The organism is Archangium sp. Cb G35 (assembly GCF_001896145.1).
Lineage (GTDB): Bacteria > Myxococcota > Myxococcia > Myxococcales > Myxococcaceae > Archangium > Archangium violaceum.
The window spans coordinates 1,059,411-1,083,026 of record NZ_MPOI01000001.1 but is presented as its reverse complement, the minus strand read 5'-3'; the positions used below and the strand labels follow the sequence as shown (position 1 = coordinate 1,083,026).

Below are 23,616 nucleotides of genomic sequence, written 5' to 3'. Positions count from 1 at the left end.
CGTTCTGGGGGTGGGGGACGGCGCGCGGTTGACCCTATGGAGGGGCGGTCGATAGGCTCGGCCTTCAAACACCGAGCCACGCACCCACGTGACGACCACTCAACCGAAGCGGCAGCCCATCCCGTTTGGGAAATATCTCCTCCTGGACCGCATCAACATCGGCGGTATGGCGGAGGTGTGGCGCGGAAAGATGTTCGGCGCGGGAGGATTCGAGCGCCTCGTCGCCATCAAGCGCATCCTCCCCAACATCGCCGAGGACGATGAATTCATCTCGATGTTCATCGACGAGGCGAAGATCAGCGTCCAGCTGAACCACGCCAACATCGCGCAGATCTACGAGCTGGGGCAGATCACCAACAGCTACTTCATCGCGATGGAGTACATCCCTGGCCGGGACATGCGGGCCATCTTCGACCGCTGCCGGAAGAAGGGCGAGCCCGCTCCGGTGCCGCTGGTGGCCTACATGGTCTCCAAGATGTGCGAGGGCCTGGACTACGCCCACCGCAAGAAGAACAACCAGGGCCAGGACCTCAACATCGTCCACCGCGACATCTCGCCGCAGAACATCCTCATTTCCTTCGAGGGCGAGGTCAAAGTCATCGACTTCGGCATCGCGAAGGCGGCGGGCAAGGCCACCAAGACGCAGGCCGGCATCCTCAAGGGCAAGTTCGGCTACATGAGCCCGGAGCAGATCCGCGGCATGCCGCTGGACCGGCGCTCGGACGTCTTCGCCATCGGCGTGTGTCTCTACGAGATGCTCACCGGCGAGCGGCTCTTCGTGGGTGACAGCGACTTCAGCGTGCTGGAGAAGGTGCGCAAGGCCGAGGTGGCCCCGCCCTCCACGTACAACCGGCGCATCCCCGAGGCGTTGGAGAAGATCGTCCTCAAGGCGCTCGCGCGCGACGTGGACGAGCGCTACCAGTACGCCAACGAGCTGGGGGACGACCTGCAGCGCTTCCTGCTGACGTCGGACTCCATCTTCGGGCGCAAGGACCTCATGCAGTACATGAAGTCCACCTTCGCCGAGGACGTGGAGCGCGAGAAGCAGCGGATTCAGGAGTACGCGGACATCAAGCCCCCCGAGGGGATGCTGGCCGCCCTGGAGATGGGCTTCAGCGGGGCGCCGCAGGCGCCGGCCAGCGCGCCGGTGCCGGTCCAGGCGCCCGTGTCGCCTCCGATGCCCGCCACCCCCTCGTTGGGAGGTGTGCGCCGGGCGCCCACGCTGGGTGCCATGCCCAAGCTGACGGCGCCCGCGCCCACGGCGCCGCCGGTGCCGGACGAGGAGGAGTCCGGCGCGACCATGGTGGTCAGCAGCTCCGAGTACCTCGACGAGCCCACCACGCAGCCGGGCCTCGTGGGCCCCGGGCGCACGGTGACGCCGGTGGAGGTGCCGCGTCCGCCCGTCATCGACGAGCAGCCCGCCCAGCGTATGGCGGCCATGAGATCGCCGGGTCTGGCGGCGCCGCCGCGGCCGTCCATTCCGACGCTCTCGCCCGCTCCGCCGTCCGCGGAGAGCACCACCGTGGCCCGTCAGGGCCGCAACACGATGGATGGACTGCGCGCCGTGCGGCCGGAGCCTCCGGTGGCCGAGCAGTCCATCGTGCCGAGGGCCTCGCTGGCGGCCATACCGGCGGTGGCGGGCCCGCGGCCTCCGGCGGCGCCACCTCCTCCGCTCATGGATGAGCCCGACGAGTCCACGGACGCCATGGAGCTCACGCCGGCCACGCCACTGAGAGCGGCCGCCGCCGCTGCCCAGCGTGGCGCCGCGGCCTCGTCGCCTCCACCTCCGGCACTGGCCGCCGTGGCCGCTCCCGCGTCAGCGCAGGCTCCGGGCAAGGGGGGACGCCGTCTCCCGCCGATCATCGTGGGGGGCGCGGCCCTGTTGCTCCTGCTGGCGGGGGTGTTGGGCTTCTTCATGTCGCGGCCACCGCCCATGGGCTACGTGCTCGTGAACGTGCCGCCCGAGGTGAAGCCACCGGTCCGGGTGAGCTTCGGTGGTCAGGAGCTGGATACATCCAAGCTGCCCGTGCTGCAGGAGGTGAAGGCCGGCCCCGCCCTGGTGATGGTGAGTGCCGAGGGCTACCACCCCTACACCGAGCAGGTGCTGATCGAAGAGGGCATGACGCCCAAGAGGGTGGAGGCGAAGCTCGAGCGCCTGGTGCAGATGGCGCGCGTGGTGATCGTCACCCAGCCGCCGGACGCGGAACTGAAGGTGGACGGCAAGGTGGTGCGCGAGAAGGGCAGCAGCTCCACCTACTTCGGCGAGCTGACCGCGGGCACCGAGGTCGTGGTGGAGGCCAGCGCCCCGGGCTTCAAGCCCAAGCAGGAGCGAGTCACGCCGGCCGCGGGCGACAAGCCCACGGACGTGCAGCTCAAGCTCGAGGCGGATGGCTTCGAGTTGGAGGTGGAGTCCTCGCCGCCGGGCGCGACCATCTTCGCGGGTGGCAAGGAGTGGGGCGAGACGCCCAAGACGCTGCGGCTGCCCAACGGGGTGAAGCAGGTGCTCCTCAAGCTGCGTTGCCACGGGGACGAGGTCCTGGACGTGTCTCCCAGCGCGGGCCAGGTGAAGGGGCGCCTGAAGAAGCAGCGCGGCTGCAAGTAGCGCGGTAAAGAAAGGCGCCCGCCCGGCTGGGGCGGGCGTGTGCGCCCCATCGGGGGCGGGAGGGGTGTGTCGGTGTCCAAGTCACGCAAGGCCGAGGCGGCGGATCCACTCGCGGGGCTGCCGGGTTGGGCCCAGAAGCTGGCCCAGAAGTACTACACGAAGACCGTCAGCACCTTCCTGCTCTACGGAGCGGTGAGGGACCTTCAGCCCACCACCCAGGAGGACGGCAGCCGGAGCTTCGGCACCCTGCGCACCTTCCTGTCCGAGGAGCTCTTCGGCGGGCGAGACCACGTCATCTTCTATGATCGCTCGTCGGGCATCCGCTCCGCGTCTCCGGAGACGCAGAAGGATTTCCAGCGGACCATGGCGGGCTACGACGCGCTCTACGGCACGGACTACGCCAAGAGCCTGCCGAGGGATCCGGCCCGGGCGCTCCAGATTCTGGAGAACTTCCTGCGGATGCGCCTGAGCGAGGGCAAGTCGCTGGCGCTCATCATCGACTTCGCCGAGACGCTGGTGCCGGGCGGGGAGATGAGCCACCTGTCGGCGGAGGACCGGTTCGTCCTGGCCACGCTGGAGAAGTGGGCGCACGACCCGCAGTTCCTCGGCGGTGACGCGTCGGTGGTGCTGCTGGCGGAGAACCTGGCGGACGTGTCCCAGCGCCTGTCGCGCAACCCGTACGTGGCGGCCATCGAGCTGCCCCTGCCCACCGAGGAGGAGCGGCTGGAGTACGTGCGCTACAAGCTGGAGGGCAAGAAGCTGGCGGCGGTGTCGGACGTGCCGCTGGCGGGCCTGGCGAAGATGACGGCGGGCCTCTCCCGCATCAACCTGGACCGCGTGCTCACCGAGGCCCTCGAGCGCGACGTGCGCATCACCACGGATCTGCTCAAGGAGAAGAAGAAGGAGCTCATCCAGGCCGAGTGCCACGGTCTGCTCGAGTTCATCGAGCCGGTGCACACGCTGGACGCGGTGGCGGGCCACGGCAAGGCCAAGGACATGCTGCGCCACGCGGCCAACGCCCTGAAGAAGGGGCGCATCGAGGTGATGCCCATGGGCTACCTCGTGAGTGGTCCGGTGGGTACCGGCAAGACGTTCATGGTGTCCTGCTTCGCCGGCGAGATTGGCATCCCGGTGGTGAAGTTCCTCAACTTCCGCAGCCAGTGGCAGGGCGTCACCGAGTCCAACCTGGAGAAGATCTTCAACCTGCTCAAGGCGCTGTGGCCCGTGGCGGTGATGGTGGACGAGGCCGACACCTTCCTGGGCAACCGCGACTCGGGCGGGGACTCGGGGACGAGCAGCCGCATCTTCGGCTCCATCGCCTCGTTCATGGGCAACACGGTGTACCGCGGCAAGATTGTCTGGTTCCTGCTGACGGCCCGGCCGGACCTGCTGCCCATCGACCTGAAGCGGCAGGGCCGCGCCGAGGAGCACCTGGCGCTCTTCTATCCGGAGACGGAAGCGGAGCGGGAGGAGCTCTTCAAGGTGATGCAGAAGAAGACGGGCCTGAAGCTGGACGTGACGTCCATCTCGGAGCTGATCCCCACGGGGACGCGGCAGCTGAGCGGCGCGGACATGGAGGCGGTGCTGGTGCGCACGCGCTTCCGGGCTTTGGCCAACGGGCGCGAGCAGGCCACGGTGGAGGACCTCAAGGCCGTCTTCGAGGACTTCGTGCCGCCGAGCTACCCGCTGGAGATCGAGCTGCAGAACCTGGTGGCGGTGCAGGAGTGCACCAGCCGCGAGCTGCTGCCCGAGAGCTTCCGCCGGCTGGACCGGGACCACGTCACCCGGCGCATCCGCGAGCTGAAGATGCTGCTCGAGGAGGGGTGAGGTGAGTCGGGGTGGGGCGGCGGGACGCCTCACCCCGGCCCGGTTTCGCAAGGAGTTTCTTGCCGCTCGACAGGGACGATGTGGAGCGGGCTCTTGGGTATCGAGCAATTCTGGCTTTGCTGCCATCCAGCGCAAGCCGATCGAAAAGCATCCTGCAGCGGGTAGGACTGGTTTCGATTCAACTGGAGCCTTACCGGCTGTGAACCATTCTGGCGATTCACTTCTGGTTGTCTTTCTTTTCCGAGCCTCAGCGCCGGTGTGCTCACGTAATTTATATTAAATAAAGAAGTTACTTTGAGGGGGATTAGAGAATGACGCAAACAAATCTACCCGCGTTGCTCTCCGTTGCAGCTGGTGTCTCTACGGCATTTGGCGCCATCTCGTTGTTTGCTGCCCTTTTCGTGTGGCTGGCGTCGCGAAGAGCTGAAGACTCTCTCGCAGTAGCGTTGGGGGCGGATGGTATTCCTCCCAACATAGTCTTGGCGCTCGTTCGTTCTATCAAGAGTGGAGGCTACCAAGTCGAAGCGCTTGCGGCGCTATTGAAGAGCGAGGAGAAACGAATAGCCCTGGTGACGAAACGATTGCAGTCAAGTGCTGATCTCAAGTTCCTGATGCAAAGCCAGAGGCAGCATTACATAAAGCGTTTGCTCATTAGTTCATTGGTTCTCCTTGTGTTTGCTGTTCTCTGTGCCTGCATGGGTGCTTTAAAGTCTGTTGAGTTGAGCCAGCAGATTGGCCCCGGAAGAGGCGGCGGCTCTTCCACTCAGACAGAAAAGGCCAAGGGAATTGGGGGCCAGCCAGCAGCAATAACCATGGTTGACAATAAAGCAGCAGAGGAGATTGCTCCACGGGAGCAAGCGCCAGTGGATCGACGGCACCGCGTCACCTATGGAGTGGCTGGTTGGCGAGACCTCGTCCAAGACAAACGGACTGCGCTCCAGAACTACCGCACAATGGTGCTGAGTGATGCCGCGCTGAGCTACGAAGAAAAGGAGAATCGCATAGCAGTCAGGATCTCCCAAATCCGCAACGAGGTCCGTGCCCTCCGGACGACCAAGTACGAGGCGGTCAGGAAGACTGCGGGCGTCGGCAACAGCGTCACGAAGGACACAAGCGGTGGCAGATCTAAGACAAGTGATGCTGAGTGTACCGGCGCGGGCTTGCCACACATGTATACGACTCCGAGTTTGGCGCAGGGTGCCTACAAGAGCGGAGATGACGATGCTACGCCCGCTATCATCAGCAGCAGCGGAATCGCTGTCGATCCTGCGGGGATCGTCATCGAGGATGGTGCGAAAGTCTGCGCGATTGCGCTCAAGCAGTCAGGCAAGGGGCGGAAGGTGGCGTATTCCAAAGCTGTGTTTCAGATTAGGCCTGCTCGAATCACCGCAATGGTGAATGACGAACTTGCCCTGATCATGGAGGAGATCTCAAAAAGCTCACCCTGATACGACCCGGTCACTTCTCTGGGGCACTGCGGAACTCCGAGGAGAAGTCCTCCTTGGAGATCGGCCAAGCTGACCGAGTAGTACTAGGTGTCTGGTATCTTTTCTGGTCTCGTTCATGGGCAACACGGTGTACCGCGGGAAGATCGTCTGGTTCCTGCTGACGGCCCGGCCGGACCTGCTGCCCATCGACCTGAAGCGGCAGGGCCGCGCCGAGGAGCACCTGGCGCTCTTCTATCCGGAGACGGAAGCGGAGCGGGAGGAGCTCTTCAAGGTGATGCAGAAGAAGACGGGCCTGAAGCTGGACGTGACGTCCATCTCGGAGCTGATCCCCACGGGGACGCGGCAGCTGAGCGGCGCGGACATGGCGGCGGTGCTGGTGCGCACGCGCTTCCGGGCTTTGGCCAACGGGCGGGAGCAGGCCACGGTGGAGGACCTCAAGGCCGTCTTCGAGGACTTCGTGCCGCCGAGCTACCCGCTGGAGATAGAGCTGCAGAACCTGGTGGCGGTGCAGGAGTGCACCAGCCGCGAGCTACTGCCCGAGAGCTTCCGCCGGTTGGACCGGGACCACGTCACCCGGCGCATCCGCGAGCTGAAGATGCTGCTCGAGGAGGGGTGAGACGCGGGGCGGGGTAGGGGAGTGGCTCCCTCACCCCGGGCCTCCCTACGGGGCCTTCACCACGAGCCGCAGACCGGTGGGCAGGCGCGTGGTGTCCTTGATGTTGTTCCAGCGCTTGATGTCCTCCACCGTCACGCCGTAGCGCTGGGCCACGCTCCAGATGGACTCACCGGCGGCCAGCTCGTGCACGGTGCCGGGGCGGCCCGCGTTGGCGGCCGGGGCGCGCTGGGCGATGACGGTGCCGGCGCGCTCCACCACCTGCTTGGGCGCGCTGTCCGGCCACACGTACAGCACCGAGCCCACCTTCAGGGCCTTCTTGCTGGCGCGCACCGAGAGGCTGTTCCACTTGCGCACGTCGTCCACGTTCACCTGGAAGCGCTGGGCGATGGCCCACAGGCTGTCTCCCGACTGCACGCCGTAGGTGATGCGCTTGCGGCCGTTGATGGTCTCCGTCTTGATGGGGCCGGTGGCCACGGGGCCGCGCGGCGTCCCGGCGGGCACCTCGTCCTCGGGGCGCAGCACCGTCACACCGCTGCGCCGCGCCTGCGCCACCTTGCGCGCCAGCGCGCTCTCTCCGTCCGTCTTGCCCCCGCCACGGCCGGCCGGCACCGGAATCACCAGCTCCGCGTTCAGCCGGAGCGTCTTCACGCTCTTGAGCTGGTTCATCTGCAGGATGGCCTCGGGCGCCGTGCCGTAGTTGAGGGCGATCTGCGACAGCGTGTCGCCGCGCTTCACCTTGTGGATGCGGAAGGTGAGCCGATCCTTGGGCGCGATGCGGGGGAAGTTCTCCGCGAAGCGCGGGGCCGTGCCGTGCGGCAGGCGCAGCACGTAGGGGTTCTTCGCGCTCGCCGGAGGGGTGCACCAGCGCCGCAGCTCGGGGTTGAGATCCTGGATGTCCACCACGGACACGCCCGCGGACCGGGCGATGACGTCCAGATCCGTGGCGTCGGTGAGCTTCACCTCGTCGAAGGAGAGCGCCTGCTCGTAGACGAACTCGTTCTCGGAGAAGCCGAAGGCCGCGGGGTGCTTGGCGATGAGCGCCGCGGCGATGAGCTTGGGCACGTAGTGCTTCGTCTCCGTGGCCAGCCCCTTCTCGGCGGAGATGACCCAGAAGTCACCCGTGCCGTGGCGCTCCACCAGACGGCGCACCCGGCTGCTGCCCGTGTTGTAGCCGGCCCACGCCAGGTACCAGTGGCCCAGCTCCTTGTAGAGATCCTTCAGGTAGCGCGCGGCCGCGTAGGTGGCCTTGATGGGATCCCTGCGCTCGTCCACCCAGAAGTCCTGGTGCAGGCCGTACTGGCGGCCGGTGCTGGAGATGAACTGCCAGGGCCCGGAGGCGTGCGCCCACGAGTACGCGGTGGGGGAGAAACCGCTTTCGATCATCGCCAGGTACACCGTGTCGCGCGGCAGTCCCTGGGCCTCGAGGATGGGCTGCATCACCGGCAGGTAGCGCGTGGAGCGGCTGACCCACTTGCGGAACCACTTGCGGCCCGGGCCCTGGAAGAACTGGATGTACTGGGCCACCAGCGGCTGCATCTCCACCGGGATGTCGTACTTGGGCTGCACCCGCGCCACGTCGAAGTTGGACAGGTCGGTGATGAGGGGCAGCTCGCCCAGCTCCTCGTCCTCGCGGAAGGTGGGCTCCTCCAGCGCGTCCAGCATGCGCTGGCGCAGCGGGTTGGCCAGGCCCAGCCGGCGCAGCGACTGGAGCACCTCGGCGTTGGGCCGGGCCCCGGGATCCAACGTGGCGCCCTCCAGCGCCCGCATCTCCTCGAGCTCGGTGGACTCCTCCGTGGGCTCGTCGTCGCCGTCGGCGGCCTCGGTGCCCTCGTTGCGCAGGTCCTCCAGCACCTCCTCGGCGGACTGGACCGGGACTTCCGCCTCGGGCTCCTGGGCCTTGATGATGGCGGCCCCCACCCGCAACTGCTTGTCCTGCGCGCTGAGCACCCGCATCCCGGAGGGCGGCGGAGGCATGGGCACCGCCTCCTTGGCGGGCGGAACGGACGTCAGGACCAGGAAGATCAGGCTGAAGGACTGCATGGTCACCTGGGAACCGGCTGCTGGAGGGGCCGGGTTGATTGGAGGCTCAAGTGTTCGATGCTTTTCGCTTCACTCAAACAAGCATCCGGACGGGCCATCTTCCCCTTGGATGGTACCAACGGGAAGAAACACACCGCCTGGATGTGTCTCAGGGCTTCGGTTTCACTGCCGGTGGCTGGCCGTGGCCGGGGCCGAGGATCTTCGGCACGTAGGTGGCGAAGTCGAAGTGGGGCGAGTTCTCCCGGTTGTGGCAGGTGACGCACACGTCCTGGCCGGGTTTGGCGATGATGTTGGTGCTGGACGGATCCTCGGCGTGGAGCGAGCCCGGACCGTGGCAGCTCTCGCAGCCCACGTTCTCGCGGCCGGCCACCTTGTCCAGGCGGCACACCCCGCCGGGCTTCTCCCAGCCGGTGACGTGGCAGCCGGTGCAGTTGAGGTGGAACTGCTTGCCCGCGTCCTCCAGCGTCTTCCAGGCGTGGTGGTGCTTGGAGGCCTCCCACACCGGGAAGGACTCCTCGTGGCACTCGGCGCAGGAGGCGTTGCCCACGAAGGCGGCCTGGCCCTTCTCCGGGGCCGGGCAGTCCTGGCCATGGGCCTTGGCCCACTCCAGGTTCATCTTCCCCACGTCCGCGTCGTAGGCCGTCACCACCTTCAGGGCCTCGGGGTCCGAGGGGAGGGTGGACTCCAGGGGGACGAAGCGCACCGAGAAGCTGTCGCCCTCTCCGGCCGCGGCCACCGGCGTGGTGAGCAGGGTCTGCCGGCGCGCCACCAGCTCCTCGACCTTCTGCTGCAGCAGTTGCTTACGCTCCGGGAGGATGCCGGGGAGGTTGATCTCCTTGTCCATCAACGCCAGGCGACGCTCGATGGAGGATGCCTCGCGCTCGGTGTCCGCCGCCGTCTTCTGCATGGTGAAGGAGCCCGGCTTCGCGCCGTAGGCCAGGTCCACGCGCAGCAGCGAGCGGCCCTTGCTCTGCAGGGCGACGACGGGCACTTCACGCGCCGGCTTGTTCTCCTCGCCGTCGAACTCGGAGGCGGTGTGCGTGGCCACCACCAGGTCCACTCCCAGCTCCGGCGTGGCCGCGGCCTGCTGCGCCTGTTGCACGGTGCCGTGGAAGAGGCCCAGCACGAACTGCGCGCCCCCGGCGCGGGCCTTCACCGCGGCCTGCTTCAGCCCGGCCCCGTCCGCGGCGCTCACCACGCCCACCTTGCGCGCTCCGGCGGCCAGCACCTTCTCACCGCCGGGCGCCAGCTCCGGCAGTCCCAGCCCCTGGCGGAAGGCGGCGCCGCGCGTGTCGTCCAGCTCGCCCGTCGCACGCACCACGAGGCCCATGTCCTTCATGGCCTCGGCGAGCGCCCGCGCCTTGCGCTCCTCCTGCGGCACCTGCTCCGGTTTCAGCTCCGGCTCGCCGAAGAGGCTGTCACCACCATCCACGTAGAGGACGGGCAGGGCGCCCTTGCGTGCCTCCTTCACCTGCGCCGCCGCGCGCGCGATGCTTCCGCGCATGTTCTCGCTGCAGCCGCAGGGGCCCAGGTAGCCGCGCACGTCCGCGGACACGAAGAGGATGGCTCCTGGCGCATCCGCCCGGGCGGCGGTGTTTCCCTGAGGGGTGGTGGCTGGCTCGGCGGGCCGGGACTCCTTGCGCGAGCACCCCGAGAGCGCCGCCAGCAGGGCCAGTCCGGTGACGAGCCGCCTCACCGCTTCACCAGATGATGCTCTGCACCAACTCGTCGATCTTCTCACCCATCTTCTCCAGTCCGTTCACCTTGGACAGGCTGCCGTCGGCGCCGACCTGCTCGGCCAGCTTGCTCAGCTCGTCATCCGGGAGGCTGGAGAAGAGGATGATGGGGATGTCCTGGGTGCCGTACTCGTTCTTCAGCGTCCGGCAGATGTCCGTGCCCTTGGCCTCGGGCATGTGGATGTCCGTGAGGATGAGGTCCGGCTTCCACGCCTGCAGGGTCTTCTCGAACTCCATCAACGTCGACGTGGCGATGACCTCGTAGCCGCGCGCTTCCAGCACGGCCTTCTCCATGGCGAGGGTGATCTCGCTGTCGTCGATGAGGAGGATCTTTCGCTTCTCTTGCACGGCAACCTCTTCCTGGGCGGCCTTTTCTAGCCCAGGGCTCCTATGGCTCCAAGGCTTTCTCGTGGGGATGGAATCCACGGGGAGGCGAGTCGTCAGCTTCCTTGGAGGACAAGCAGTCAGCGGCACATTGATGTTGCCGGGAGGGACGGGTGTGGGCACTAAGGCCACCATGCGCCGCGCTCTGACTGGACTGAGTCTTCTGCTGTCCGTCCTCCTGCTGCCGAGGGCCTGGGCCCTCAACGCGGGCCTCGGGGAGCCCCCGGTGTTGGACCGGCAGACGCCCTATGCCTCGGCCCAGGGGTTCTCCGCCGCCGTGCACCGGGGGGACTACGAGCTGGCCGCGCACTACCTGGACCTGGACTTCATTCCTCCCGCCGAGCAGAAGGCCCAGGGCGCCGCGCTGGCCCGGCGGCTCAAATTCGTCCTGGACCACAAGCTGCCCACCGCCCTGGCCAACCTGAGCAAGGAGCCGCAGGGAGACTCGGAGGGCAACCGCTACGACCAGATTGGCGTCCTCTCGGTGGGCGACGCCTCCTACCCCATCCGCCTGGCCAACGTCCCCGCCGCGGGTGGGCGGGTGTGGGTGTTCAACGAAGCGACGGTGCGGGCGATTGATCCGCTTTACGAGGAGTACGGCCCGTCCACGCTGGGAGAGGTGCTGCCGCCGTGGTTCTTCGAGAAGCCGGTGCTGGGGCTGGAGCTGTGGCAGTGGCTGGGCGCGGTGCTGACGCTGCTGGGGGCGGGAGTGCTGTGCGTGGTGCTGGAGAAGCTCTCGCTGGGGGTGCTGGGGCAGCTGGCGAAGTGGACGAGCAACGGCTGGGACGATGCGCTGGTGCCCGCGTGCAAGGGGCCGATGCGGTTGCTGTACTTCACGCTGCTCGGGGCGCTCGGGGCGACGCTGCTGCTGTTGCCGCCCACGGCCCGGTTCCTGGCGACGCACCTGTTCACCACGCTGCTCGTCGTGTCGGTGGCGTGGTTCGTCCTGCGCTTCCTCCGGGTGACGGCGCAGTTCGTCCAGCAGTCGGTGACGAAGGAGGGCAAGGACGCCGCGCGCGCGCGCGGGCTGCACACCCAGCTGGCGGTGCTGCGCTCGGTGTTCGAGGCGGCCACCTATCTCATCGCGGCCGCGCTGCTGCTCATGCAGTTCGAGACGGTGCGCAACGTGGGCGTGTCGCTGCTGGCCTCGGCCGGTATCGCGGGCCTCGTCATCGGTCTGGCGGCGCAGAAGTCCATCTCCTCGCTGCTGGCCGGCATCCAGCTGTCCATCACCCAGCCCATCCGCATCGGGGACACCGTCATCGTGGAGAACGAGTGGGGAACGGTGGAGGAGATCACCCTCACGTACGTGGTGGTGAAGGTGTGGGACGAGCGGCGGCTGGTCATCCCCATTCCGCACTTCCTCGACAAGCCCTTCCAGAACTGGAGCAAGGGCGGGCAGAGCATGCTGGGCCCGGTGTTGCTGCTGGTGGACTTCACCGTGGACCTGGACGCGCTGCGGGCGGAGCTGCGGCGCATCCTGGAGAACGAGGGCAAGGCGCTGTGGGACGGGAAGGTGGCCACGGTGGTGGTGCTGGAGGTGCTGGACCGGACGATGCAGGTGCGCGCGCTGGTGAGCGCCCACCCGTCGAACCTCTTCGACCTGCGCGCCCTGGTGCGCGAGAAGTTGATGGTGTACCTGCGCGCGCGGCCCGAGTGGCTGCCCACCACGCGCACCGAGTCCCGTTCGGTGGCTCCGCAGCCCGCTGCCGCCCCAGCGAACGAGCAGGCACAACCGCCTCCTCCCGCCACGCCGCGAGCGTAGGACCGCGGACAGCGCGCCGGGCCTTCCCTCCCTCTCCCTCTGGGAGAGGGGCGGGGTGAGGGACTGACGCCCTGCGTCACCCCGCGCCGGGTGGTTCCATCCCCGAAGCGAGATACGCTCCACCCCCCTATTTCCCAAGGAACCACCCTTCATGGCCGTACAGGACCTCCAGGCCACGCCCGCTCCTCGCGGACTCCACCGCCACCTCTATGTGCAGGTGCTGGTGGCAATCGCCCTGGGCGCGCTGCTCGGCCACTTCTTCCCGGACTTCGGCGCGTCGCTGAAGCCCCTGGGGGATGGCTTCATCAAGCTGGTGAAGATGGTGATCGCCCCCGTCATCTTCCTCACGGTGGTGACGGGCATCGCGGGGTCCACGGACCTGAACAAGGTGGGCCGCGTGGCCGCGAAGGCCTTCGCCTACTTCCTCACCTTCTCGTCACTGGCCCTGGTGGTGGGCATGGTCATCGCCAACGTGGTGAGGCCGGGGCAGGGGATGAACATCGACCCGAGCACCCTCACCTCCGCGAGCGAGGTGAGCGCCTACGCGGCCAAGGCGCATGAGCAGTCGCTGGTGAAGTTCCTGCTCAACATCATCCCCCACACGGTGGTGAGCGCGTTCTCCGAGGGAGACATCCTCCAGGTGCTGTTCGTCTCGGTGCTGTTCGGCGTCGCCCTGGCGATGATTGGGGAGAAGGCCCGGCCCACGCTGCAACTGCTCGAGTCGCTGAGCCACGCATTCTTCAAGCTGGTGAGCATCCTCATGAAGGCCGCGCCCATCGGGGCCTTCGGCGCGTTCGCCTTCACCATCGGCAAGTACGGCATCGGCTCGGTGGTGAACCTGGCGGCGCTCGTGCTCACCTTCTACCTGACGTCGGCCGTCTTCGTGCTCGTGGTGCTGGGGCTGGTGGCCCGCTACAACGGCTTCTCCATCCTGCGGCTCATCCGCTACCTCAAGGCGGAATTGCTGCTCGTGCTCGGCACCAGCTCGTCCGAGGCCGCCCTGCCCAGCCTGCTGGAGAAGATGGAGCGGGCGGGCTGTCCCAAGCAGATCGTCGGCCTGGTGGTGCCCACCGGCTACTCCTTCAACCTCGACGGCACCAACATCTACATGACGCTGGCGGCGCTCTTCATCGCCCAGGCGACCAACACCGAGCTGAGCATCAGCCAGCAGGTGCTGCTGCTGCTGGTGGCCATGGTGAGCTCCAAGGGGGCGGCGGGCGTGACGGGCGCGGGCTTCATCACCCTGGCGGCGACCCTGTCGGTGGTGCCCTCGGTGCCCATCGCCGGCATGGCGCTCATCCTCGGCATCGATCGCTTCATGTCCGAGTGCCGCGCGTTGACCAACTTCATCGGCAACGCCGTGGCCACCGTCGTGGTGTCCAACTGGGAAGGGGGGCTGGACCGCAAGACCTTCGAAGAGGTCCTGCACGCGCCCCCTCTCCCGGAGCCCAAGGCCGCGCCGGGGACCGCCGCGGCCGAGTAGCTCACTTCGTGAGCGCCGCCGGGTCCATCCACATCACCTCCCAGTGGTGCCCGTCGAGGTCGTAGAAGCTCCAGCCGTACATGAAGCCGTGGTCCTGCGAGTCCATGGCATGCTTGCCACCCTCGGCGATGGCCGTCTTCACCATCTGGTCCACCTCGGCCTTGCTGCTGCACGACAGCGCGAAGAGGCCCTCGGTGTGGGTGCGGGTATCGCAGAGCTGATTCTTCGTGAAGTCCTTGAAGCGCTTCTCGGTGAGGAGCATCACGAAGGCCTCGTCGCTGATGATCATGCAGGTCGCGTTCTCGTCCGTGAACTGCGGGTTGAACGAGAAGCCCAGCTTCGTGAAGAAGGCGATCGACCGCTTCAGGTCCTTGACGGGCAGGTTGACGAAGATCTTCCGGGAATTGCTCGCGGCCATGAGTGCCTCCATGAGGGGTTTTGCCTTATAGACGGCCCCTCCCGTGGAAACTCATCGGTCCCCCCGGAAAAAATCGCTAGGGGGCGAGCTCCGGGGGGAGACCGAAGCGCGGGAACAACGCCGCGGTATCGAGGAACGAGTTCATCGCGGCGATGCGGTCCCCCGACAGCTCGAGCACGATGAGGGCCCACGGCTTGTGGGGCCCCCCCGGTTCAGCGGGAGGCCGGTACTGCCCGAAGGCGGGCGAGCCGCTGGCCGAGGTGGGCACCAGCCGCGAGCCCCGGCAGCCCGAGCCCCGCCCCAGCAGCCACTGGCTGATGGGCTCGTGACCCTGGAGCCACAGACAGAAGGGGGGCATCGAGAGGGTCGCGTCCTGGTGGAGCAACCCGGTGAGCGCGGTCACGTCGTACCGCTCGAAGGCCTCGACGTACCGGTCGAGCAGGGTGGACTGAGCGTCGGACAGGGGCGCGCGGGCCTGGGTGAGGTCCCGGGTGGCGAGCGTGGCCCGGGCGCGCTGGAGGGCGCTGTTGACCGAGGCGGCCGAGGTCTCGAGGCTCTCGGCGGCCTCGGCGGCGGACCAGCCGAGGACCTCGGTGAGGAGCAGCACCGCGCGCTGCCGGGGAGGCAGGTGCTGGAGCGCGGCCACGAAGGCGAGGCGGATGCTCTGGCGCAGCACCACCCGCTCGGAGGGATCCGCGTCGGAGGGCAGGGCGAGCGCATCGGGGATGGGCTCGAGCCACTCGGAACCCGGCAACTGGGTGAGGGTATCGTCGGGCGTGCCGACGGGGCCGAGCTCCATCGGGCGCACGCGGCGCGAGCGATCTCCCAGCACATCGAGGCACACGCGGGTGGCGATGCGGTACAGCCAGGTGCGCATGGACGAGCGCTCCTCGAAGCGGTCCAGGTTGCGCCAGGCGCGCACCATCGTCTCCTGGACGGCGTCATCGGCCTCGGCGGCCGAGCCCAGCATGCGGTAGCAGTGGCCGGTCAGTGCTGTGCGGTGTTCCTCGAGGTTGGCGGCGGTGGCCATGGCCCTGGCATCTACCACTCCACCCTCTGCGTGCAAGGTCCACTCTCCGAGACTTCCCGGAGGGAGTCCCGGGCCCTCGGATTCGACTCCGCGTATGCCCCTCTCCCCCTGGCAGAGGGCTGGGGTGAGGGTCGGCTGGCATTCTGGACGGCGATCTGTGCTAGGTGTCGGGCCCCCCATGCATCTCGCGGTAGCCCTCTCCACCTATTCGTTGATCATCCTGCTGGGCGCCATCGCGGGCGCGCTGGCGGTGGTGTTCACCCGGAAGCCGACGCGGCTGGTGACGTTCCTGGCGTTCGCGGCGGGGGTGATGTTCGGGGCGGCCTTCTTCCACATGTTGCCGGAGGCGTACCACGGGGGAGGGTTCTGGGCGTTCGCGCTGGTGCCCGCGGGCTTCGTGTTCCTGCTGGTGCTCGAGCGGTACGTGCTGACGCACGCGTGCGAGGAGCCGCCGGAGTGCGAGGAGCACATGCACGGGAACACGCTGGGGCTGACGGCGTTCCTGGGGCTGTCGGCGCACACGCTGTTCGACGGCATCGCGCTGGGCTCGGCCGTGAAGGAAGGCGTGGGGGCGATGGCGCTGCTGGCCATCACCTCGCACAAGATACCGTCGTCGCTGTCGCTGGCGTCCATCCTCAAGGCCGAGGGGAAGACCACGGGACGCATCCTGGGCTTCGCGGTGCTGTACGGGCTGATGGTGCCGGTGGGGGCGGTGCTGTACTTCGCCTTCGATGCGGTGCTGCGCTTCGAGTCCCTGGCGCCCCGGGCGCTGGCCTTCTCGGCGGGCACGTTCCTCTACGTGGCGGTGTCGGATCTGCTGCCGCACGTGAACCGGCACGGCAAGGAGAACCGGGGGCGCAACCTGATGGCGCTGGCGGCGGGTCTGCTGCTGATGCTGGCGCTCTCGCAGGTGGCGGAGCATCCCGGACACTGAGCCCCACCAGGCGTGGGGCGAGTGGGCTGGCCGCCAGGTGGGCAGCCAGCGGACGCACTCCTGGCCCGGCCGCGGATTCGCTGGCTGCACGGGGCCTTCCGAGGTCGCACCCTGAGTCGTGGACCCGGAACGACCGCGAGGACCCCCATGCTCACCGTTGATGAACTGATGACCCGGGAGCTGGTCACCCTGAAGGAGGACGATGACATCGTCCGGGGGGATGACCTGCTGGCCGAGTACGACATCCGCCATCTGCCCGTGGTGAAGGACGGGAAACTCGTCGGGCTGGTGAGCCATCGGGACCTGATCCGGGCCCTGGCGCGCCACGAGCGGAGCCCGGGCTCGCCGCCGATGCAGGTGCGGGACATCATGACGCGCGCGCCGGAGACGTTGAGGCCCCGGAGCTCGGTGCGCGAGGCGATCCACAAGCTGCTCGACCGCAAGTTCGGCTGCGTGCCGGTGGTGGAGGATGGGGAGCGGCTGGTGGGCATCCTCACGGAGACGGATCTCATCCGGCTCGCGGGCCGCCTGCTGGACAAGGACGAGCGGCACTGAGACGAGCGGCACGGAGGCGCCTCACCCCATCGGTAGGGCCTCCTGTTCTTCTTCCATTCCGTGCACCGTCAGCACGGGGCAGGTGGCCCGGGCCACGACCTTCTGCGCGACACTGCCCATGAAGAGCCGGGCGAGTCCGGTGCGTCCATGGGTGCCCATCACGACCAGGTCATACCCGGTGTTCGCGAGGCGGAGGATGGTGTCGGCGGCGGAGCCCCGCTCCAGCTGGAGCCGCAGGGGGACGGAGCTGGAGTGGTAGCGCTCGGCCCAGGCGTGTAGCAGCCGGCCCGCATGGGCGAGGCCGCTCGAGTCCAGCGGACCTCCCGGGTCTCCTGCCTCCAGCATCAGGCTCTCGGCTTCCATGGTCTGGGGCGGCTCCCAGACGTGAAGCAGGTCGATGGAGGCGCCCATCCGTTCACCGAGCGAGAGGGCGTACTGCATGGCGCGCCGCGAATATTCCGAGAAGTCGGTGGCCACCAGGATGCGGCGGATGGGTTGGGCCATCATGGCTGTCTCCACGCGAGCGGACCCGTGGGCCCGCGACTCCACTGCCTTCATGGAACATGTGCCGTGAGGCCCTTGTGGGCCGTCCACATGGTGGACGCTAGGGTTGGCCGGAAGGCGCGCGGCCATGCTTGCTTTTCGGCCCGGGGCGCAGAGGATGCGCGGCGCCGCCAGCGCGGCATTCCCGCCCCATGGAACGACTCTCCGACTGGTACGATCATCCCGAGTATTACGAAGCCATTTTCGGCACGGACACCGAGCGGGAGATGGATTTCCTGCTGGAAGTGGGCCGCCGCTACGGAACGGGAGGCAAGCGGCTGCTGGAGCCCGCGTGCGGAGCGGGCCGGCTGGTGGCCGAGGCCACGCGCCGGGGCTGCCAGGTGGTGGGCTACGACATCTCCGAGAAGATGCTGGCCTACGCGCGCCAGCGCCTCACGCCGGCGCAGCGCAGGCGGGTGCGCCTCTACGCCTCGCGCATGGAGACGTTCCACCGGCCGGAGCTGGAGGGGCAGATGGACCTGGCGTTCAACCTGGTGTCCACGTTCCGCTACCTCGACAGCGAGGCGGCGGCGCTCGAGCACCTGGAGGGGACGCGGCGGCTGCTGAAACCCGAGGGCCTGTACGTGCTCGGCTTCCACCTCACGCACTACCCGCGGCGCAAGCCGGAGCATGAGCGCTGGGTGGAGCGGCTCGGGAAGGACACGGTGGTGTGCAACACCCACGAGGGGTTGCCGGAGCGCCGCCTGAGACGCTCGGAGATGCGCAACCGGCTGAGAATCACCGGGCCGGGGAAGGACCTGCTCATCGAGACACACTGGTACTTCCGCACGTACGACCTGGCGCAGGCGCGGCGCCTGTTCCGCCGGGCGGGACTGCGGGTGGTGGAGGTCTTCGACTTCGACTACCAGGTGGAGACGCCGCGCAAGCGGGGGGAGATCCGGCTCGACAGCATCTTCGTCCTGCAACCCGCGAAGAGCCCCGCATGAAGTCACCGCTCAAACCGCTGTTCCTGCTCGCGGACAGCTCGCTGCTGTTCTGGCGCGTGGGGGACAAGCCGTTCCTGGACTGCCTTCGCGTGCTGACGGGGGCGGACCTGGCGGTGCCGCCCATCCAGGCGGCCTACCTGGGCGCGTCCAACGGAGACGTGCCCGCCTTCTTCGAGCTCTTCACCGCGGCGATGGAATTGGCGGGCATCACCCACTGCCGGATGATTCCCTCGCGGCCCACGGACGAGGACCGCGAGTGGCTCGCGGGGGCGTACGTCATCCTGCTGGCGGGAGGAGATCCGCTGCTGGGCTGGGAGAGCTTCCGGGAGAACGGCCTGGAGCCCATGCTCCGGCAGCGCTACCTGGACGGCGCGGTGCTCATGGGCATCTCCGCGGGGGCGATGCAGCTGGGAGAGCGGGCGTGGAATGAGGTGGGGCCCGGTGGGCCGGAGTTGTTCCCGGTGCTCGGACTGGCCCCATTCATCGTGGGAGCGCACGAGCAGCCGGAGTGGGCGGGGTTGAAGCAGGCCATGAAGGAGGCCGGCCCGGGGGCGCGAGGGATTGGTATCCCGGCGGGAGGAGGAGCCCTGTTGCATCCGGACCAGAGCCTGGAGCCCGTGCGCCACCCGCTGGTCGAGCTGCGCCACGAGGAGGGCACGTTGCGCGAGACGTTGCTCTACCCACCGCGAGAGCCCTACCGGGGCGAGGTGCGGCTGCGGCCTTCCACGCTTCTTCAATGACAGATGAGCTGAACCGGACGAAGTGCGGGAGAGCCCCATAACCGGGGCATGCCCACTGCCCCGGTTGAGCCGCGATGACACACTCACCCTTCCGCTAGAACACCGGACGGTTTGACGGTCTTTTCCTCAAGGAAAACAGCTACTTAGAACAATGGCAATATTTCATATGTCATTGTAACTGGCTGGAATCCTTGAGGTTTCTATCAAACCGGGCGGTGTTCTAGGGGAGGGACGTCTTCCTCCATGTTCCGACCACGACGCGCGACAAATGGAGGCACTGCGCTCATACGCTTGGCCTCGACGAACTCGACAAAATAATCTTTGTCGACAAGTTGGACGCGGCCCACCATCACCGAACAGGCAACCACTGCCGACTGTCCGCCATAGGCGCATCGATACACATAAACCCGCTCCTTGGCCGCCTTGGCCTGTTCGCAGCGTCTGGCGACCTCTGAGTCGGTAGTAATGGACCTGAGGCAACCACTCTTCTGATCCCAGTCGTTTATCCAACGAGACTTCTTTCGGGCAGCTTCGTCACGGTCGTGGTGGACGATCAGGTATAGAGCCATGGGCGTCGGGCGCTCCCTTCCTCTTTGGTACATAGACCTGAAATGGAGGGCGAGGAAGCCAAGAGGGCGGCTCCTACGGGCGGGAATGCTCTTGTCTGCCTGCCCACTCCCGCGGGGAGGGATTCCTTTTCCATGCGCCATTACTCCAATCTGATGGAGCCGCTGTCTCCATTGTCAGGTGAGGAATGCCGCCATGAGTCTCGAGACGTGCTGGCCAGGGTCTTCGCCTTCATCTCTTCCAGGGTCACCGCCTGCCTCGCTGGCTGACGTGCTGGGGGCCCGGCGGGACGACATCCTCCATCACTGGGTGGAGAGGCTGCGCGAGGAGCAGGTCACGGAGCCTCGTGCCCGGAGCGTGTTGGAGAGTCACCTGGGGGACTACCTCCAGGAATTGGCAACGGCGCTGCATCGGACCGGGCAGGACGGAGCCGCCGCCGTCCCAGAGGAGAGCAACGTGGCCCGGGAGCACGGCCGCCAGTGCCTGTGCATCGGCTTCAGCCTGGCGGTGCTGGCGCGGGAATACGGCGTGCTGCACGAGTGCATTCTCGATTCGATCGAGCAGACGGGGGCACGCGTCACCCTGGCCGAGCTCCGGGCGCTTGCCACTTTCATCATCCACGGTATCGCCGATGCGGCCGACGAGTACACCCGCCAGCGAGATGCGTCGCAGCGGCTCAAGGAGGTCCAGCTCCATGAGTTGTTGGACCATGCTCCCGCCGCCATCTATGCCAAGGACGCCGAGGGCCGTTTCATCGTCGCCAACCGCTACCTGCAGGAGCAGATGGGGCACTCGCTCGAGGAAATCCTTGGACAGGACGACTTCGCCTTCTTTTCCAAGGAGCTCGCCGGCATGTACCGGGCCCATGACGCTCAGGTCCTGGCCGGTCAAAGCTGTGTCATCGAGGAGGAATCGTTTCACCAAACCTTGGGACCGCGCATGTACCTGTCCACGAAGTTTCCCTTGGGCGGGAATGGAGGCACTCCTACGGCCATTGGCGGCATCTCCACGGACATCACCGAACGGAAGGAGAGCGAGGCCGTTCGGGCCCGGCTGCTGCGCGAGGCCGAAGCCCAACGCGAGCGCCTGGACTCGATCCTCCAGCAACAGTTGCCGGCCTACATCCTGGTGATGCAGGGGCCCGAGCACATCATCACCCTGGCCAATCCCATTACCAGACAGCGCCTCGGTGGCCGGGAGATGCTCGGCAAGCCCATGCGCGAGGCGCTTCCGGAGTTCGTGGATCAGGGCTACGGCGAGCTGCTCGACAACGTCTACCGTATGGGCAAGCCCATCGCGGACAACGAGGTCCCGGTGTGGTTGTACCCACCCGGTGGGGGAGCGCCCGAGGAGCTCTTCTTCAACTATGTCTACGCGCCCACCCATGGGTCGGACGGCCAGGTGGATGGCGTCTTCGTGCATGCGGTGGAAGTGACGGAGTTGGTACGCGAACGCCGCAGGGCCGAAGAGGCGCTGGCCCTGCTGGATACCCTGCTCACCACCGCTCCAGTGGCGATGTCCTTCCTCGACCGCGACCTGCGCTACGTGCGCGTCAACCAGATGCTGGCCGATGTCCTCGGCCTTCCCATCGAGCGGATCCTGGGCCATCGACTGGAGGAGCTCTCTCCCTCCTTCGCCTCCCAGCACACGCCCCATCGCCGCCAGGTGCTGGAGACGGGACAGCCGGTCTTCGGAGTGGAATTGACGGGTACCCTCGCCGCGATGGACGGAGAGATCCACCACTGGCTCTGCAACCACGCCCCGGTGCGCAACCGGGCCGGCGAGGTCATCCTCGTGGCCACAGTGGCGCTGGACATCACCGAGCGCAAACGCGCCGAGAGTGCCACCGAGGAGCGATTCCGCCTCCTGGTGGAGGGCGTGGAGGACTATGCCATCTTCATGCTCGACCCCAAGGGCCGGGTGACGAGCTGGAATCCGGGAGCCGAGCGCATCAAGGGCTGGAAGGCGTCGGAGGTCCTCGGCCGCTCCCTCTCCCGCTTCTACCTCCCCGGAGACGTGGTGGCTGGCGTTCCCGAGCAGGCCCTGCAGCTCGCCGCCACCGAGGGGCAGTACCGCGCGGAGATGCCCCTGGTGCGCAAGGACGGCAGCCAGTTCTGGGCGGATGTCCTGCTCACCGCCCTGCGCGACGAGCGGGGGAACCTGCGTGGCTTCGCCATGATCACCCGCGACATTTCCCCCCGCCGTCAAACCGAGGAGGCGCTGCGCGCGACGACCCAGCGGATGCAGGCCATCCTGGAAACGGCGGTGGATGGAATCATCACCATCGACGAGTGGGGCCGCATCCAGAGCATCAACCCGGCCACTGAATGCATCTTCGGCCGTTCCCCCGAGAAGCTCCTGGGCCACGACTTCCTCCACCTGCTGCCCGAGCCGTACCTGAGCGGCAACATCGAGCCGGGAGGGTGCAAGCTGCTGGGCAGTGGGCGCGAGGTGAAGGGCTGCCGTGAGGACGGGAGCCTCTTCCCCCTGGAGCTCTCGGTCAGCGAAACGCGACTGTCTCAGGGTCGCTTCTTCACCTGCATCGTGCGCGACATCAGTGCGCGCAAGCACGCCGAGGAGGCTCAGGCCCTGTTCATCCAGGTGGGCACGCTGTTGTCCCAGTCGCTCGACGTCCTCACCACGCTCAAGAGTCTCGCCTCCCTCGTGGTGACCCATCTGGCTGACTACTGCCTGGTGGACCTGTTGGGAGAGGACGGGAAGTTACGACGGCTGGAGGTGGCGGCACGGGACCCCGAGCGCCAGCAGCTCATCCGCCGCTCCATGCCGCCTTCCCTCCAACTGGACGTCAGCGCCCTGCTGTACATCCTCGAGGGGGGCGTGCCCGTGGCCGAGCCAGAGCCCTCCCCAGAATGGCTGGATGCCCTCTCCGGCAGCACGAAGCAGCACCCATCCCTCCTGGAGTCGCTTGGCCTGAAGTCCCTCGTCCTCGTCCCTCTGATGGCCCGTGAGCGCAAGCTGGGCCTCATCTCCTTCGCCTGGAGCCAGCCCCGCTCCACGTGCTCCACCACGGACCTGGAAGTGGCCCGGGGTGTGGCCGAGCGCGCGGCCATGGCGCTCGACAATGCGCGTCTCTATCAGGATGCCCAGGCGGCCATCCGGGTGCGTGAGGATGTGGTGGCCATCGTCAGCCACGACCTGCGCACTCCCCTCAATGCCATCAGTCTGTCGGCCACGAGCCTGCTCAACCGCGAGGGCGTGGACGAGCGCACCTCCAAGGCCGCCACCCGCATCCGCGCGGCAGCGGACCGGGCCAGCCGGATGATTCGGGACCTGCTCGACTTCAATCAGGCGCGCATGCGGGGTCTTCCCGTCCATTGCGGGCCCCTGGACTTCCACGCTCATGTCCTGAGGGTGGTGAGGGAGGTGCGGGTCGCCCATCCAGACAGGTACATCGGGTTCCACGCCAGTGGAGAGGGGCAGGGCCAGTGGGATGGGGACCGGCTGGCCCAGGTGGTAACCAACCTCGTGGGCAATGCGATCCAACACAGCCCCGAGGGCTCTTCCGTGCGGGTATCGACCCGGAGCGAGGGCTCGAGTGTCCTGCTCGAGGTGCACAATGAGAACGCGGGGCACTCCATCCCGCCAGAGGTGTTGTCGCACCTCTTCGAACCCTACCGGCGGGGGGCCGAGGCCGGGGCGGGTCAGGGCAGCCTTGGTCTCGGGCTCTTCATCACCCAGGAGATCGTCCACGCTCATGACGGGAGCATCCACGTGCATTCCACGCCGGAGGAGGGCACCACCTTCACGGTACGTCTGCCGCGCCAACCGGTTCAGCGATAGCACCGCCCGGCGCCAACTCCCCTGACACAGCGGGTGGTGACCCCGGACACCAGGTGGTGAATGCCGTCACCATGCCGCGCGAAGCGGGAGGACGGCCGTGCTCGTCCCAACCCGCTGATTTTCCGAGCGCGGAGGGGGGCCGGTCCCGTGCGGGCGGTGGAGGCAGGGGTTGGCATACCT

The 23,616-nt window shown here is 67.3% G+C and carries 18 protein-coding genes; 11 read left to right on the top strand and 7 right to left on the bottom strand.

The window, feature by feature from the left end:
* Positions 1–88: 88 nt before the first annotated feature.
* The 4 genes from BO221_RS04480 (at position 89) to BO221_RS04465 (ending at position 6,493) form a co-directional block, all read left to right on the top strand.
* Positions 89–2,602, top strand: coding sequence for a serine/threonine-protein kinase (locus tag BO221_RS04480; RefSeq protein ID WP_073559021.1), 2,514 nt, complete (start codon positions 89–91; stop codon positions 2,600–2,602).
* Positions 2,603–2,674: 72 nt separating this feature from the next.
* Positions 2,675–4,429 (top strand): ATP-binding protein, encoded by a 1,755-nt coding sequence (locus BO221_RS04475; protein ID WP_073559467.1) that lies wholly within the window; start codon positions 2,675–2,677, stop codon positions 4,427–4,429.
* Positions 4,430–4,740: 311 nt separating this feature from the next.
* On the top strand, positions 4,741–5,877 hold the full coding sequence (locus BO221_RS53420) for a hypothetical protein (RefSeq protein ID WP_143195251.1): 1,137 nt from the start codon (positions 4,741–4,743) through the stop codon (positions 5,875–5,877).
* Between the two features lie 115 nt (positions 5,878–5,992).
* Complete coding sequence (locus BO221_RS04465; RefSeq protein ID WP_233165658.1) at positions 5,993–6,493, top strand: hypothetical protein; 501 nt, start codon at positions 5,993–5,995, stop codon at positions 6,491–6,493.
* Between the two features lie 45 nt (positions 6,494–6,538).
* Here BO221_RS04465 and BO221_RS04460 read toward each other — a convergent pair whose 3' ends face one another.
* The 3 genes from BO221_RS04460 to BO221_RS04450 form a co-directional block, all read right to left on the bottom strand.
* On the bottom strand, positions 6,539–8,533 hold the full coding sequence (locus tag BO221_RS04460) for a lytic transglycosylase domain-containing protein (RefSeq protein WP_073559019.1): 1,995 nt from the start codon (positions 8,531–8,533) through the stop codon (positions 6,539–6,541).
* Between the two features lie 148 nt (positions 8,534–8,681).
* On the bottom strand, positions 8,682–10,229 hold the full coding sequence (locus BO221_RS04455; protein ID WP_073559018.1) for a multiheme c-type cytochrome: 1,548 nt from the start codon (positions 10,227–10,229) through the stop codon (positions 8,682–8,684).
* Positions 10,230–10,233: 4 nt separating this feature from the next.
* On the bottom strand, positions 10,234–10,617 hold the full coding sequence (locus BO221_RS04450) for a PleD family two-component system response regulator (protein ID WP_043391817.1): 384 nt from the start codon (positions 10,615–10,617) through the stop codon (positions 10,234–10,236).
* 169 nt (positions 10,618–10,786) lie between these two features.
* On the opposite strand from BO221_RS04450, the gene BO221_RS04445 reads away from it, so the two are divergent.
* Together BO221_RS04445 and BO221_RS04440 are read left to right on the top strand one after the other, a co-directional pair.
* Positions 10,787–12,418 (top strand): mechanosensitive ion channel family protein, encoded by a 1,632-nt coding sequence (locus BO221_RS04445; protein ID WP_073559017.1) that lies wholly within the window; start codon positions 10,787–10,789, stop codon positions 12,416–12,418.
* Between the two features lie 151 nt (positions 12,419–12,569).
* Entirely contained in the window at positions 12,570–13,901 is a 1,332-nt protein-coding gene (locus BO221_RS04440; protein ID WP_073559016.1) for a dicarboxylate/amino acid:cation symporter, read from the top strand.
* Between the two features lies 1 nt (position 13,902).
* On the opposite strand, the gene BO221_RS04435 is transcribed toward BO221_RS04440, so the two are convergent.
* Together BO221_RS04435 and BO221_RS04430 are read right to left on the bottom strand one after the other, a co-directional pair.
* Positions 13,903–14,319 carry a VOC family protein gene (locus BO221_RS04435; RefSeq protein ID WP_073559466.1) on the bottom strand — a complete coding sequence of 139 codons (417 nt, stop codon included), beginning with the start codon at positions 14,317–14,319 and terminating at the stop codon, positions 13,903–13,905.
* Positions 14,320–14,395: 76 nt separating this feature from the next.
* A complete protein-coding gene (locus BO221_RS04430; protein ID WP_073559015.1) occupies positions 14,396–15,349 on the bottom strand; it encodes a sigma-70 family RNA polymerase sigma factor in 954 nt (317 codons plus the stop codon).
* Between the two features lie 178 nt (positions 15,350–15,527).
* Here BO221_RS04430 and BO221_RS04425 point away from each other — a divergent pair, with 178 nt between their 5' ends.
* Both BO221_RS04425 and BO221_RS04420 read left to right on the top strand, forming a co-directional pair.
* Positions 15,528–16,283 carry a ZIP family metal transporter gene (locus BO221_RS04425; RefSeq protein ID WP_073559014.1) on the top strand — a complete coding sequence of 252 codons (756 nt, stop codon included), beginning with the start codon at positions 15,528–15,530 and terminating at the stop codon, positions 16,281–16,283.
* A 147-nt stretch (positions 16,284–16,430) separates the two neighbouring features.
* On the top strand, positions 16,431–16,838 hold the full coding sequence (locus BO221_RS04420) for a CBS domain-containing protein (protein ID WP_073559013.1): 408 nt from the start codon (positions 16,431–16,433) through the stop codon (positions 16,836–16,838).
* A gap of 21 nt (positions 16,839–16,859) precedes the next feature.
* On the opposite strand, the gene BO221_RS04415 is transcribed toward BO221_RS04420, so the two are convergent.
* Positions 16,860–17,345, bottom strand: a complete 486-nt coding sequence (locus tag BO221_RS04415; protein ID WP_158079786.1) for a universal stress protein — start codon at positions 17,343–17,345, stop codon at positions 16,860–16,862.
* 188 nt (positions 17,346–17,533) lie between these two features.
* On the opposite strand from BO221_RS04415, the gene BO221_RS04410 reads away from it, so the two are divergent.
* Together BO221_RS04410 and BO221_RS04405 are read left to right on the top strand one after the other, a co-directional pair.
* Complete coding sequence (locus tag BO221_RS04410) at positions 17,534–18,328, top strand: bifunctional 2-polyprenyl-6-hydroxyphenol methylase/3-demethylubiquinol 3-O-methyltransferase UbiG (RefSeq protein ID WP_073559012.1); 795 nt, start codon at positions 17,534–17,536, stop codon at positions 18,326–18,328.
* The gene (locus tag BO221_RS04405; RefSeq protein WP_073559011.1) at positions 18,325–19,068 is read left to right on the top strand and encodes a Type 1 glutamine amidotransferase-like domain-containing protein; all 744 of its coding nucleotides are present in this window, start codon (positions 18,325–18,327) and stop codon (positions 19,066–19,068) included. The genes BO221_RS04410 and BO221_RS04405 overlap by 4 nt, the downstream gene beginning before the upstream one ends.
* Positions 19,069–19,271: 203 nt before the next feature.
* Here the strand turns inward: BO221_RS04405 and BO221_RS53415 are convergent, their stop codons facing one another.
* On the bottom strand, positions 19,272–19,637 hold the full coding sequence (locus tag BO221_RS53415) for a hypothetical protein (RefSeq protein WP_143195250.1): 366 nt from the start codon (positions 19,635–19,637) through the stop codon (positions 19,272–19,274).
* Positions 19,638–19,830: 193 nt separating this feature from the next.
* Here BO221_RS53415 and BO221_RS04400 point away from each other — a divergent pair, with 193 nt between their 5' ends.
* On the top strand, positions 19,831–23,436 hold the full coding sequence (locus BO221_RS04400; protein WP_073559010.1) for a PAS domain-containing protein: 3,606 nt from the start codon (positions 19,831–19,833) through the stop codon (positions 23,434–23,436).
* The last annotated feature ends 180 nt before the right edge of the window (positions 23,437–23,616 follow it).